Here is a 10,453-nt window from a genome sequence, read left to right as displayed (position 1 = left end):
ATCATGGCAAAAGCTAAGTTTGAACGTAACAAGCCCCATGTAAACGTAGGCACAATTGGTCACGTTGACCATGGAAAAACTACATTGACAGCGGCCCTAACCATTGTTCAAGGTAGAAAATTCGGTGGCGAAGTAAAAGATTACAGCCAGATCGATAATGCACCAGAAGAAAAAGCACGTGGGATCACCATTTCAACTTCACACGTGGAGTATGAGTCGGATACGCGTCACTATGCGCACGTTGACTGCCCAGGGCATGCTGACTATGTAAAAAACATGATCACGGGTGCGGCACAGATGGATGGTGCGATCCTAGTATGTTCAGCGGCTGATGGCCCTATGCCACAAACGCGTGAGCACATTTTGTTATCACGTCAAGTAGGTGTACCTTACATCGTTGTATTCCTAAACAAAGCCGACATGGTTGATGACGAAGAATTGATGGAATTGGTAGAAATGGAAGTGCGTGAATTGCTTTCAGACTACGACTTCCCAGGTGATGACACGCCAGTAATTATGGGTTCAGCATTGAAAGCAATCGAAGGCGACCAATCAGAAATTGGTGAGCCAGCCATTGCGCGTCTAATTGATGCTTTGGATACCTATATTCCGGAGCCACAGCGTGACACAGATAAACCGTTCCTAATGCCAGTAGAAGACGTATTCTCAATCCAAGGTCGTGGTACGGTTGTTACTGGGCGTATTGAAACCGGTATTGTTAAAGTGGGTGACACGATTGAAATCGTTGGTATTCGCGACACGGTAAGCACCACTGTAACCGGTGTTGAAATGTTCCGTAAACTGCTTGACCAGGGTGAAGCAGGCGATAACGTAGGTGTATTGTTGCGTGGAACCAAGCGTGAAGACGTTGAGCGTGGTCAGGTATTGTCACATGTAGGTAAAATCAAGCCGCATACCACGTTTGAAGGCGAAGTTTACGTATTGTCAAAAGAAGAGGGTGGTCGTCATACTCCATTCTTCAATGGCTACCGTCCACAGTTCTACTTCCGTACAACGGATGTAACGGGTGCGTGTGAATTACCTTCAGGTGTTGAAATGGTTATGCCAGGTGATAACATTCAAATGACAATCACCCTAATCAACCCAATTGCGATGGACGAAGGTCTACGTTTTGCGATTCGTGAAGGTGGGCGTACAGTTGGTGCGGGTGTTGTTTCTAAGATTTTAAAATAATAGTTACTTGATTATTTTGAAAATTTAAAGTACAATCCGCAAACTCTGAATAGCAGTGACTCTAGTGAGTCGCTGCTTTTATTTTTTTTAAATAGCGAGAAGTGGTTTATGGCAACTCAAAATATACGTATTCGTCTGAAAGCGTTTGATCATCGTTTAATTGATCAGTCAGCTAAAGAGATTACGGAAACAGCTAAAAGAACAGGTGCGCAAGTTCGCGGACCAATACCGCTACCAACACGCAAAGAGCGTTTTACTATTCTGGTTTCACCGCATGTCAATAAAGATGCGCGAGATCAGTATGAATTACGCACACATAAGCGCATGTTAGATATTGTTGATCCGACGGATAAAACAGTAGATGCACTTATGAAGCTTGATTTGGCAGCCGGTGTGGACGTTCAGTTGGAATTGCGTTAAGCATTGATTTAGTCATCAATCGTAATGACTGGTTCGAATAATAAGAGGTAACTAATATGAATATTGGTGTCGTTGGGAAAAAGATTGGTATGACGCGCGTCTTCAATGAAGAAGGGGTTTCTGTTCCCGTCACAGTCGTAGAAGTAGCGCCAAATAAGGTTACGCAAATTAAGACATTAGAATCTGATGGTTATACTGCTGTGCAGATAACGACGGGATCTAAGCACGCCGGGCGAATTAATAAGCCTGAATCAGGTCACTTTGCTAAAGCGGGTGTTGAGGCGGGTAGAGGTTTGTGGGAATTTCGTTTAGGTGCAGATGAGCTGTCTGAGTATACTGTTGGTGCGGAAGTTACTGTTGCTAAGTTTGCTGAAGTTCCTGTTGTTGATGTGATCGGAACAACGAAGGGTAAAGGTTTTCAAGGCGGTGTGAAACGCCACAACTTTAGAACGCAAGATGCGACGCATGGTAATTCATTGTCTCATCGTGTTCTTGGCTCAATCGGTCAAAACCAGACTCCGGGGCGCGTGTTTAAAGGTAAGAAAATGGCGGGTCACATGGGTGATGTTCGTCAAACAACTTTAAATTTACAAGTCGTTCGCGTTGATGTCGAAAATGGTTTGCTATTGGTTAAGGGAGCGGTTCCTGGTGCCAAGGGTAGTACTGTTATTGTGCGTAAAGCAGTTAAGTAAGGTGGGCGCTATGGAATTGAAAATGATTGAGCTAGCCACTGGAGCAAATTCTGGCATGGTTAATGTTTCAGAGGCTGTTTTCGGTGTTGATTTTAACGAATCCTTGGTTCATCAGGTCGTGGTAGCTTATATGGCTGGAGCGCGTTCTGGTACTAAGTCACAAAAAACGAGATCTGAAGTACGTGGTGGTGGTATTAAGCCATGGCGTCAAAAAGGCACAGGGCGTGCAAGAGCTGGTACAATTCGTAGCCCGATATGGGTTGGCGGTGGCCGTGCTTTTCCAGGTCATAATCGTGACTTTTCGCAGAAAGTGAATAAAAAAATGTATCGCGCCGCTATGCGTTCTATTTTAAGTGAGCTAAGCCGTACTGAGCGTTTAATTGTTGTTGATGACTTCAAGGTCGATGCACCTAAAACGCGTGAATTTAAGAGTAAGTTAGCGATGCTTGGTGTTACTGATGCATTGGTAGTGACAGAGGCTTTTGATGAATATTTGTATCTTTCTTCAAGAAATATATACAAAGCAGACGTGACGGATGTTGCTTCTATTGATCCGCTAAGCCTTGTAGGTTTTAAAAGCGTAATACTTACGCAGGGCGCTGTTAAGCAGTTAGAGGAGAAGTTTGCATGAGTCAAGAGCGTTTATTAAAAGTTTTGTTAGCGCCGCATGTTTCTGAGAAGAGCTCACTTTTAGCTGAGTCTCAGTCACAGTATGTCTTTAAGGTTACGCCTGATGCGACAAAGCAAGAAGTAAAGTTAGCAGTTGAGTCCTTGTTTAATGTAAAGGTTCAGTCTGTCAATGTGCTTAATCAAAAAGGTAAGCGCAAGATATTTAAAGGCCGCCAAGGTGTTCGTAGTGGTAGCAGAAAAGCTGTCGTCCGACTCATGGCTGGTCAAGAACTTGACTTTGTGTCTGGTGAATAAGGAGTTTTAAATGGCGATTATCAAAAAATCAAAACCAACTTCTCCTGGGCGTCGCTTTGTCGTTCAGATTGTTGAGCCTTCTTTGCATAAAGGCGAGCCTTACGCACCTTTGCTAGAGAAGAAGTCAAAGAAAGGTGGGCGTAATAATAACGGTCGTATAACTGTTCGCCATAATGGCGGCGGCCACAAGCAGCACTATCGTTTGGTTGACTTTAAACGAAGCAAAGATGGTATTCCTGCTACCGTAGAGCGTTTGGAGTATGATCCAAATAGAACGGCCAATATTGCTTTAGTTTGTTATGCTGATGGTGAGCGTGCATATATTTTAGCGCCTCGAAATCTTGCTGCAGGTGATGTGATAGAGTCTGGCTCTGCTGCCTCAATTAAAGTGGGTAACACGTTGCCACTAAGAAATATTCCTGTGGGTACGGTGGTGCATGCGGTTGAAATGCGTCCTGGAAAAGGTGCGCAGATTGCACGTAGTGCAGGTGCTTATGTGCAGGTTGCAGGCAAAGAGGGTGCGTATGCATTGCTTAAATTGCGTTCTGGTGAGATGCGTAAGATTCATGTAGATTGCCGTGCAACAGTGGGTGAGGTTGGTAATACAGAGCATAATCTTAAAAAGCTAGGTAAAGCCGGTGCTAAGCGGTGGCGTGGTGTTCGTCCGACAGTTCGTGGTGTAGCTATGAACCCTGTTGACCATCCGCATGGTGGTGGTGAAGGACGTACTTCTGGTGGGCGTCATCCTGTAACACCTTGGGGTGTGCCAACGAAGGGCAAGAAAACCAGAAGCAATAAGCGTACTAATAATATGATTGTACGCCGTAGAAACAGTAAATAAGGAAGGACAGAATGCCACGTTCAGTTAAAAAAGGACCATTTGTAGATCATCACTTAGCAAAAAAAGTGATTGAGGCGCAAGAATCTGGTAATAAACGTCCAATTAAAACCTGGTCAAGAAGATCAATGATCTTGCCAGATATGATTGGTTTAACGATTGCCGTGCATAACGGTAAAGAGCACATCCCTGTTTTTGTATCTGAAAACATGGTTGGTCATAAGCTTGGTGAGTTTTCAATGACTCGTACCTATCGTGGTCATGCCGCTGATAAAAAAGCTAAACGTTAATTAGGAGATAGAAATGCAAGTTAGTGCAACACATAAATTCGCTCGAATCTCTCCTCAGAAAGCACGTTTAGTGGCGGATTTGATCCGAGGTAAAGATGTTGAGTCTGCAGTAAATATTCTTACGTTCAGTAATAAGAAAGCTTCTGATTTAATGAAGAAGGTCTTGGGTTCTGCGATAGCAAATGCTGAAAACAATGAGGGTGCCGATATTGATGAGCTAAAGGTGACAGCTGTTTTTGTTGATGAAGGTCCGTTAATGAAGCGCATGAGAGCCAGAGCTAAAGGTCGAGGTAATCGTATTGTTAAGCGTATGAGTCACATTACTGTTACTGTTGGCGAGAAATAAGGAGAGCCAGAATGGGTCAAAAAGTACATCCTATCGGTATCCGTCTAGGTATAACAAAAGATTGGAATTCACGCTGGTATGCAGATAGCAAAAATTATTCCGATTTCTTGGTGAGTGATATCGAAATTAGGCAAGAGCTTAATAAAAAATTAAGTCATGCATCAGTAAGTAAAATAAATATTGAGCGTGTTGCTAATGGTATTAGGGTCACGGTTCATACCGCACGCCCTGGTGTTGTTATTGGCAAGAAAGGCGAAGATATTGAAAAGCTAAAATTAGATTTGATGAAAAAAACAGGCTTGCCAGTTAATATCAATATCGAAGAAGTTAAGAAGCCAGAGCTTGATGCTAAATTAGTTGCAGAAAGCATTGCGCAGCAGCTTGAAAAGAGAATTCAGTTTAGACGTGCAATGAAGCGTGCTGTTGGAAATGCAATGCGTTTAGGTGCACAAGGCATTAAGGTTGCTATTGCTGGGCGTTTGAATGGAGCGGATATTGCTCGTACGGAATGGTATCGTGAAGGTCGTGTTCCATTACATACGTTTAGGGCTGATATTGATTATTCTACATTTGAAGCAGATACAACCTACGGTAAGTTAGGTGTTAAGGTTTGGATCTTCCATGGCGAGAAATTGGAAAAAATTTCTATGATGAAAGAAGACAAAACCCAGCCTAAAGCTAAGAAAAACCGTAAATAAAAGGATTAATAACCATGTTAATGCCGAAGCGTACTAAGTTTAGAAAAGTCCAGAAAGGACGCAATCGTGGATTGGCTCAAACGGGATGCAAGGTTAGCTTTGGTGAGTTTGGTTTAAAGGCTACCGAGCGTGGTCGTTTAACCTCTCGTCAAATTGAATCTGCACGTCGTGCTATGACGCGTCACATAAAAAGAGGTGGTAAAATCTGGATTCGAGTTTTTCCAGATAAGCCAATTACAAGTAAGCCACTAGAAGTTCGTATGGGTAAAGGTAAGGGAAGTGTTGAGTACTGGGTTGCTCAAATACAGCCGGGTCGTGTCCTATATGAAGTTCAGGGTGTTAACGAGAGTTTGGCCAGACAAGCATTCAGTTTAGCCGCTGCAAAGTTGCCATTTAAAACTCAGTTTGTAACAAGAACGGTGATGTAAAATGACAGCAAAAGATTTAAGAGAAAAAACACCAGAGCAGTTAAATGAAGAGTTATTGTCTTTATTGAAAGAGCAGTTTAATTTAAGAATGCAAAATGCTACAGGTCAGCTTGCTAGCACAGCAAAATTAAAGTCTGTTAAGCGTTCTATTGCTCGTGTAAAGACTATTGTTCGTGAAAAAGTAGGTAATTAATTATGTCAGAACAAGCTAAAAAGCCTCGCACATTAACAGGCGTTGTGTCTAGTAATGGCATGGATAAATCGGTTACGGTGTTAACCGAGAGATATGTAAAACACTCGAAATATAAAAAATACATTAAAAAATCTACTAAAATAATGGCACATGATGAGCAAAATGTTTGTGGTGTAGGTGATACTGTTACAATACAAGAGTGTCGTCCTTTGTCAAAAAACAAATCATGGACATTGTTAACTGTAGACGAAAAGGCTAAAATTTAAAAAATAATTAAATTTAAGCTTTATCTAACCGCTGGATTGACCAAGCCAAATTGGTACTAGTCATTCAGTGGTTTTTGTGCTATGATTTATTTTTTCGCGGTTTGAAAGCATTTATTTTGGAGTACCGCTATGATTCAAATGCAAACAATTTTAGAAGTGGCTGATAATTCAGGCGCAAAGCGTGTGATGTGTATAAAGGTTCTTGGTGGATCTAAACGACGTTATGCAAGCGTTGGAGATACAATTAAAGTTTCTGTTAAAGAAGCGTCACCACGTGGTAAGGTTAAGAAGGGTGATGTTTATACTGCCGTTGTTGTAAGAACAGCAAAGGGTGTTAGGCGTCAAGATGGTTCACTGATCAAGTTTGATGATAATGCGGCTGTTATGTTAAATAACAAAGAGCAGCCAATTGGAACACGTATTTTTGGGCCAGTTACTCGTGAGTTGCGTAATGAGAAGTTTATGAAAATCGTCTCGTTGGCGCCAGAAGTATTGTAATAGGAAGATGATATGAATCGTTTGAAAAAAGGTGATGAGGTCATAATCCTTGCTGGTAAAGACAAGGGTAAAAAAGGTTCGGTTGCAAAGTTTTTTGAAAATGACCGCGTTCTTGTTGAGGGTGTAAATATTGTCAAAAAACATACAAAAGCCAACCCAATGACAGGGTCTCAAGGTGGTATAGTGAGTAAAGAAATGCCAATACACATTTCTAATGTTGCTTTATTTAATCCTGAAACGCAAAAGGCTGATCGCATAGGTTTTCGTATAGAAAATGAAGTGAAGGTCAGGTTCTTCAAGTCTACAAACAAAGCTGTTGATGCTTAATTAGGTTATAAAGATGGCAAGATTAAAGCAATTTTATAAAGATCAAGTTGTATCTAAGCTAGTTGAGCAATTTGGTTACAAGTCTGTTATGCAGGCCCCAAAAGTAACAAAAATAACGATTAACATGGGTGTGGGTGCCGCGCTCGCTGATAAGAAAGTGCTCGACAATGCAGTGGCTGATATGGAAGCTATCGCTGGACAAAAACCAGTTAAAACATTGGCGCGTAAGTCAGTTGCTGGTTTTAAGGTTCGTCAAGGCTGGCCTATTGGATGTAAAGTGACTTTGCGTGGCGAAAGAATGTATGAGTTTTTAGATAAGCTTATTAATATTTCGTTACCAAGGGTTCGTGACTTCCGCGGTGTAAACCCTAAAGCATTTGATGGTCGTGGGAATTACACATTGGGTGTAAAAGAGCAAATTATTTTCCCCGAAATTGAATTTGAAAAAGTAGACATGATGCGTGGTATGGATATTAATATTGCAACCACAGCAGCTAGTGATGCGGAAGCAAAAGCCTTATTAGAGGCGCTCAACTTTCCGTTTAAAAAATAAAGAGGTTTCTAATGGCTAAAACTTCAATGATTCAGCGCGAAGCAAAGCGTGCGAAAACAGTTGCAAAGTTCGCTGGAAAGCGTGAAGAGCTTAAAGCAAAGTCTGTTGATATGTCACTGTCTTATGACGAGAGAATGGATGCAATGGATAAACTTGGTAAACTTCCACGTAATGCATCACCCGTTAGGCAGCGTAAGCGTTGTAGGTTGACGGGTAGACCGCACGGTGTTTACAGTAAGTTTGGATTGTCACGTAACATGTTACGTTTATATGCAATGCAGGGCGATGTTCCTGGTTTAAGAAAAGCAAGTTGGTAGGATTAAAGTATGAGTATGTCTGATCCAATCGCGGATATGTTAACCCGTATTCGCAATGGCCAAATGGCTGGCCATGAAAATGTAAGCATGCCTTCTTCAAAGTTGAAAACAGCTTTAGCAAAATTGTTAGCTGATGAAGGTTATGTTTCTTCTTATAAGGTAGTTAATACAGATGGTAAGTCAATGTTGTCTATTGATTTAAAATACTATCAGGGCAAGCCAGTAATTGAATTGCTAAAACGTGTTAGTCGCCCAGGTCTTCGTGTTTACAAAAACAAAGACGAGTTACCAAAAGTAATTGGTGGCTTAGGTGTGGCTGTGGTGTCAACTTCAAAAGGCATTTTGTCTGATCGCGAAGCTCGTATTCAGGGCGTTGGCGGTGAGATACTTTGCTATGTCGCATAAGGAGTTTTACAATGTCTAGAATTGCAAAGTCTCCTGTTACTCTGCCAAAAGGTGTTGAGTTGTCAATTAACGGTGTAGATGTTGCCGTTAAGGGGCCGAAGGGAAGTTTAAATTGTAAAATTAATACCTCGGTTAAGGTTCAAAATGTTGACGGTGTTATTAGCTTTGAGCCTGCTGGAAAAGCGATTGATGGTTGGTCTCAAGCAGGTACCGCGCGTGCTATTGTGAGTAATATGGTTACTGGCGTTTCGCAAGGTTTTGAGAAAAAGCTACAGTTAGTGGGTGTAGGTTATCGTGCTCAGGTTCAGGGTAATGTTATTAATCTGACACTTGGTTTCTCGCACCCCGTTGCCCATCAGTTGCCTGAGGGTGTGACGGCTGAAACACCGACGCAAACAGAGATTATTATTCGTGGTGCTGATAAGCAGGCCGTTGGTCAGGTTGCAGCTCAAGTACGTGGATACAGACCTCCTGAGCCTTATAAAGGTAAAGGTGTTAAGTATGCCGATGAAAGAATTCTTCGTAAAGAAGCCAAGAAGAAATAAGATAGGGATTTTTATATGGATAGCAAACAAGCTAGGCTTCGTAGAGCAAAAAAGACCCGTGCTAAAATATCTGATTTAAATATGCCAAGATTGTGTGTCAATAAGACATCTAAGCATATTTATGTTCAGTTGATTTCTGCTGATGGTGCAAGTGTGCTTGCATCTAGCTCTACCGTGCAGGCTGATGTAAAAAGTCAAGTTAAGTATACCGGAAACAAAGAAGCAGCTATCGTGGTAGGTAAGTCTATCGCAGAAAAAGCAAAGTCAGCAGGTGTGACTAAGGTTGCGTTTGACCGTTCTGGTTTCAAGTACCATGGACGTGTGCAAGTGTTAGCAGATGCAGCACGTGAGAACGGTTTAGAGTTTTAAGGAAAGGGTTTAATATGTCTTCACATGAAATGCAAGACGGTCAAGATGGTTTAATTGAAAAATTAGTCTCTGTGCGCCGCGTAGCAAAAGTTGTAAAGGGCGGTCGTGTATTCTCATTTTCTGCTTTAACAGTAGTGGGTGATGGTGATGGTCGTGTCGGTTTTGGTAGTGGTAAAGCCAGTGAAGTGCCTGTTGCGATCAAGAAAGCTATGGAGCAAGCGCGCAGAAACATGCAAAATATTCATTTAACTAATGGAACGTTAGAGTACCCTATTAGTTTTGAGCAAGGTGCTGCCAAGATTGTTATGCTTCCTGCATCAGAAGGTACGGGTGTCATTGCGGGTGGTCCAATGCGTTCTGTGTTGGAAGCAGCGGGCGTTAAAAACGTATTAGCTAAATGCATCGGAACGACAAGACCTGTAAATGTTGTGAGAGCGACAGTCAATGGTCTGTCATCAATGCATTCTCCAGATTTTATTGCAGCGAAGCGCGGCAAAAATCTTAAAGAAATTGTAGGTGAGTAATATGTCTGAAAGTAAACATATTAAAGTTACACTTGTTAAAAGTACAATTGGTCGTTTACCTGCTCACAAAGCTTGTGTAGCAGGGCTTGGTTTGCGTCGTATGCATCACTCATCAGTGGTGATTGATACACCAGAGAATCGTGGTATGATCAATAAAGTTTCTTATCTTTTAAAAGTTGAGGAAGCCTAATGTTTTTAAATACATTATCACCTGCGGATGGTTCTAAGAAAGAAAGACGTCGCGTAGGGCGTGGTCAAGGCTCTGGTCTTGGTAAAATGGGTGGCCGTGGCCATAAAGGTCAAAAGTCACGTTCAGGTGGGTTTCATAAAGTTGGCTTTGAGGGCGGTCAGATGCCAATTCAAAGACGCTTACCTAAAGTAGGTTTTACATCTCACATGGCCAAGTTTTCTGCGGAAGTTAGACTTGATGCCTTGAGCAAGTTGTCTGAAACTGAAATTGATTTGACTGTTTTGAAGGCGCATGATTTAGTGCCATCAATTGCAAAGAAAGTTAAGGTTGTAAACTCTGGTGGAATTTCAAAGCCAGTTGTTTTAGTTGGAATTAACGCAACTGCTGGTGCTAGAGAAGCTATTCTTTCGGCTGGTGGATCTATCAAAGAGTAATT

The 10,453-nt window shown here is 41.9% G+C and carries 22 protein-coding genes; all 22 read left to right on the top strand.

Annotated features, from left to right (window positions below; genetic code table 11):
• The first annotated feature begins 3 nt into the window (after positions 1 to 3).
• The 22 genes from tuf to rplO all read left to right on the top strand — a co-directional run bounded on the left by tuf (position 4) and on the right by rplO (position 10,451).
• A complete protein-coding gene (gene tuf / locus NA59_RS09355; RefSeq protein ID WP_044408878.1) occupies positions 4 to 1,194 on the top strand; it encodes an elongation factor Tu in 1,191 nt (396 codons plus the stop codon).
• Between the two features lie 108 nt (positions 1,195 to 1,302).
• Complete coding sequence (rpsJ, locus tag NA59_RS09350) at positions 1,303 to 1,614, top strand: 30S ribosomal protein S10 (RefSeq protein WP_029936148.1); 312 nt, start codon at positions 1,303 to 1,305, stop codon at positions 1,612 to 1,614.
• A 56-nt stretch (positions 1,615 to 1,670) separates the two neighbouring features.
• On the top strand, positions 1,671 to 2,306 hold the full coding sequence (rplC, locus tag NA59_RS09345) for a 50S ribosomal protein L3 (RefSeq protein ID WP_044411453.1): 636 nt from the start codon (positions 1,671 to 1,673) through the stop codon (positions 2,304 to 2,306).
• A gap of 10 nt (positions 2,307 to 2,316) precedes the next feature.
• On the top strand, positions 2,317 to 2,937 hold the full coding sequence (rplD, locus tag NA59_RS09340) for a 50S ribosomal protein L4 (protein WP_044411450.1): 621 nt from the start codon (positions 2,317 to 2,319) through the stop codon (positions 2,935 to 2,937).
• Positions 2,934 to 3,230, top strand: coding sequence for a 50S ribosomal protein L23 (gene rplW, locus NA59_RS09335; protein ID WP_044411448.1), 297 nt, complete (start codon positions 2,934 to 2,936; stop codon positions 3,228 to 3,230). Before rplD ends, rplW begins: the two co-directional genes overlap by 4 nt.
• 10 nt (positions 3,231 to 3,240) lie before the next feature.
• Positions 3,241 to 4,071, top strand: a complete 831-nt coding sequence (gene rplB / locus NA59_RS09330) for a 50S ribosomal protein L2 (RefSeq protein WP_044411446.1) — start codon at positions 3,241 to 3,243, stop codon at positions 4,069 to 4,071.
• Positions 4,072 to 4,082: 11 nt separating this feature from the next.
• The gene (gene rpsS, locus NA59_RS09325) at positions 4,083 to 4,358 is read left to right on the top strand and encodes a 30S ribosomal protein S19 (protein WP_006459607.1); all 276 of its coding nucleotides are present in this window, start codon (positions 4,083 to 4,085) and stop codon (positions 4,356 to 4,358) included.
• A 13-nt stretch (positions 4,359 to 4,371) separates the two neighbouring features.
• Positions 4,372 to 4,704, top strand: coding sequence for a 50S ribosomal protein L22 (gene rplV / locus NA59_RS09320; protein WP_044411441.1), 333 nt, complete (start codon positions 4,372 to 4,374; stop codon positions 4,702 to 4,704).
• An 11-nt stretch (positions 4,705 to 4,715) separates the two neighbouring features.
• Positions 4,716 to 5,402: a 30S ribosomal protein S3 gene (gene rpsC, locus NA59_RS09315; protein WP_044411438.1), complete on the top strand. Its 687-nt coding sequence runs from the start codon at positions 4,716 to 4,718 to the stop codon at positions 5,400 to 5,402.
• 14 nt (positions 5,403 to 5,416) lie between these two features.
• Positions 5,417 to 5,830 carry a 50S ribosomal protein L16 gene (rplP, locus tag NA59_RS09310; RefSeq protein ID WP_044411435.1) on the top strand — a complete coding sequence of 138 codons (414 nt, stop codon included), beginning with the start codon at positions 5,417 to 5,419 and terminating at the stop codon, positions 5,828 to 5,830.
• Position 5,831: 1 nt separating this feature from the next.
• The gene (rpmC, locus tag NA59_RS09305) at positions 5,832 to 6,023 is read left to right on the top strand and encodes a 50S ribosomal protein L29 (protein ID WP_044411432.1); all 192 of its coding nucleotides are present in this window, start codon (positions 5,832 to 5,834) and stop codon (positions 6,021 to 6,023) included.
• 2 nt (positions 6,024 to 6,025) lie between these two features.
• Entirely contained in the window at positions 6,026 to 6,289 is a 264-nt protein-coding gene (gene rpsQ, locus NA59_RS09300; protein ID WP_044411430.1) for a 30S ribosomal protein S17, read from the top strand.
• Positions 6,290 to 6,418: 129 nt separating this feature from the next.
• Positions 6,419 to 6,787, top strand: coding sequence for a 50S ribosomal protein L14 (rplN, locus tag NA59_RS09295; RefSeq protein ID WP_044411426.1), 369 nt, complete (start codon positions 6,419 to 6,421; stop codon positions 6,785 to 6,787).
• A 12-nt stretch (positions 6,788 to 6,799) separates the two neighbouring features.
• Entirely contained in the window at positions 6,800 to 7,114 is a 315-nt protein-coding gene (gene rplX, locus NA59_RS09290) for a 50S ribosomal protein L24 (RefSeq protein ID WP_044411423.1), read from the top strand.
• 13 nt (positions 7,115 to 7,127) lie between these two features.
• Positions 7,128 to 7,667 carry a 50S ribosomal protein L5 gene (rplE, locus tag NA59_RS09285; protein WP_044411420.1) on the top strand — a complete coding sequence of 180 codons (540 nt, stop codon included), beginning with the start codon at positions 7,128 to 7,130 and terminating at the stop codon, positions 7,665 to 7,667.
• Positions 7,668 to 7,678: 11 nt separating this feature from the next.
• Positions 7,679 to 7,984 (top strand): 30S ribosomal protein S14, encoded by a 306-nt coding sequence (gene rpsN / locus NA59_RS09280; RefSeq protein WP_044411417.1) that lies wholly within the window; start codon positions 7,679 to 7,681, stop codon positions 7,982 to 7,984.
• 9 nt (positions 7,985 to 7,993) lie between these two features.
• Positions 7,994 to 8,389 carry a 30S ribosomal protein S8 gene (gene rpsH, locus NA59_RS09275; RefSeq protein ID WP_044411414.1) on the top strand — a complete coding sequence of 132 codons (396 nt, stop codon included), beginning with the start codon at positions 7,994 to 7,996 and terminating at the stop codon, positions 8,387 to 8,389.
• Between the two features lie 11 nt (positions 8,390 to 8,400).
• Positions 8,401 to 8,934, top strand: coding sequence for a 50S ribosomal protein L6 (rplF, locus tag NA59_RS09270; RefSeq protein WP_044411411.1), 534 nt, complete (start codon positions 8,401 to 8,403; stop codon positions 8,932 to 8,934).
• Between the two features lie 15 nt (positions 8,935 to 8,949).
• Positions 8,950 to 9,303, top strand: a complete 354-nt coding sequence (gene rplR / locus NA59_RS09265) for a 50S ribosomal protein L18 (protein WP_044411408.1) — start codon at positions 8,950 to 8,952, stop codon at positions 9,301 to 9,303.
• Positions 9,304 to 9,317: 14 nt separating this feature from the next.
• Complete coding sequence (rpsE, locus tag NA59_RS09260) at positions 9,318 to 9,827, top strand: 30S ribosomal protein S5 (RefSeq protein ID WP_044411405.1); 510 nt, start codon at positions 9,318 to 9,320, stop codon at positions 9,825 to 9,827.
• Between the two features lies 1 nt (position 9,828).
• Positions 9,829 to 10,017: a 50S ribosomal protein L30 gene (gene rpmD / locus NA59_RS09255; RefSeq protein WP_044411401.1), complete on the top strand. Its 189-nt coding sequence runs from the start codon at positions 9,829 to 9,831 to the stop codon at positions 10,015 to 10,017.
• A complete protein-coding gene (rplO, locus tag NA59_RS09250) occupies positions 10,017 to 10,451 on the top strand; it encodes a 50S ribosomal protein L15 (protein ID WP_044411398.1) in 435 nt (144 codons plus the stop codon). Before rpmD ends, rplO begins: the two co-directional genes overlap by 1 nt.
• The last annotated feature ends 2 nt before the right edge of the window (positions 10,452 to 10,453 follow it).

The sequence above is a fragment of the Thiomicrospira microaerophila genome (assembly GCF_000934765.1).
Taxonomy (GTDB): Bacteria; Pseudomonadota; Gammaproteobacteria; order Thiomicrospirales; family Thiomicrospiraceae; genus Thiomicrospira; species Thiomicrospira microaerophila.
The sequence above is the reverse complement of the archived record's forward strand: the minus strand, read 5'-3'. Positions and strand labels throughout refer to the sequence as shown.

What these genes read in the sequence shown, in the direction of transcription:
- rpsJ (WP_029936148.1), top strand. Translation starts at nt 1,303, where the DNA reads ATGGCAACTCAAAATATACGTATTCGTCTGAAAGCGTTTGATCATCGT.
- rplN (WP_044411426.1), top strand. Translation starts at nt 6,419, where the DNA reads ATGATTCAAATGCAAACAATTTTAGAAGTGGCTGATAATTCAGGCGCA.
- rplD (WP_044411450.1), top strand. Translation starts at nt 2,317, where the DNA reads ATGGAATTGAAAATGATTGAGCTAGCCACTGGAGCAAATTCTGGCATG.
- rplW (WP_044411448.1), top strand. Translation starts at nt 2,934, where the DNA reads ATGAGTCAAGAGCGTTTATTAAAAGTTTTGTTAGCGCCGCATGTTTCT.
- rplV (WP_044411441.1), top strand. Translation starts at nt 4,372, where the DNA reads ATGCAAGTTAGTGCAACACATAAATTCGCTCGAATCTCTCCTCAGAAA.
- rpsQ (WP_044411430.1), top strand. Translation starts at nt 6,026, where the DNA reads ATGTCAGAACAAGCTAAAAAGCCTCGCACATTAACAGGCGTTGTGTCT.
- rplP (WP_044411435.1), top strand. Translation starts at nt 5,417, where the DNA reads ATGTTAATGCCGAAGCGTACTAAGTTTAGAAAAGTCCAGAAAGGACGC.
- rplC (WP_044411453.1), top strand. Translation starts at nt 1,671, where the DNA reads ATGAATATTGGTGTCGTTGGGAAAAAGATTGGTATGACGCGCGTCTTC.
- rpsC (WP_044411438.1), top strand. Translation starts at nt 4,716, where the DNA reads ATGGGTCAAAAAGTACATCCTATCGGTATCCGTCTAGGTATAACAAAA.
- rpsH (WP_044411414.1), top strand. Translation starts at nt 7,994, where the DNA reads ATGAGTATGTCTGATCCAATCGCGGATATGTTAACCCGTATTCGCAAT.
- rpsE (WP_044411405.1), top strand. Translation starts at nt 9,318, where the DNA reads ATGTCTTCACATGAAATGCAAGACGGTCAAGATGGTTTAATTGAAAAA.
- rplE (WP_044411420.1), top strand. Translation starts at nt 7,128, where the DNA reads ATGGCAAGATTAAAGCAATTTTATAAAGATCAAGTTGTATCTAAGCTA.
- rplF (WP_044411411.1), top strand. Translation starts at nt 8,401, where the DNA reads ATGTCTAGAATTGCAAAGTCTCCTGTTACTCTGCCAAAAGGTGTTGAG.
- rplX (WP_044411423.1), top strand. Translation starts at nt 6,800, where the DNA reads ATGAATCGTTTGAAAAAAGGTGATGAGGTCATAATCCTTGCTGGTAAA.
- rpsS (WP_006459607.1), top strand. Translation starts at nt 4,083, where the DNA reads ATGCCACGTTCAGTTAAAAAAGGACCATTTGTAGATCATCACTTAGCA.
- rpmD (WP_044411401.1), top strand. Translation starts at nt 9,829, where the DNA reads ATGTCTGAAAGTAAACATATTAAAGTTACACTTGTTAAAAGTACAATT.
- rplB (WP_044411446.1), top strand. Translation starts at nt 3,241, where the DNA reads ATGGCGATTATCAAAAAATCAAAACCAACTTCTCCTGGGCGTCGCTTT.
- rplR (WP_044411408.1), top strand. Translation starts at nt 8,950, where the DNA reads ATGGATAGCAAACAAGCTAGGCTTCGTAGAGCAAAAAAGACCCGTGCT.
- rplO (WP_044411398.1), top strand. Translation starts at nt 10,017, where the DNA reads ATGTTTTTAAATACATTATCACCTGCGGATGGTTCTAAGAAAGAAAGA.
- rpmC (WP_044411432.1), top strand. Translation starts at nt 5,832, where the DNA reads ATGACAGCAAAAGATTTAAGAGAAAAAACACCAGAGCAGTTAAATGAA.
- rpsN (WP_044411417.1), top strand. Translation starts at nt 7,679, where the DNA reads ATGGCTAAAACTTCAATGATTCAGCGCGAAGCAAAGCGTGCGAAAACA.
- tuf (WP_044408878.1), top strand. Translation starts at nt 4, where the DNA reads ATGGCAAAAGCTAAGTTTGAACGTAACAAGCCCCATGTAAACGTAGGC.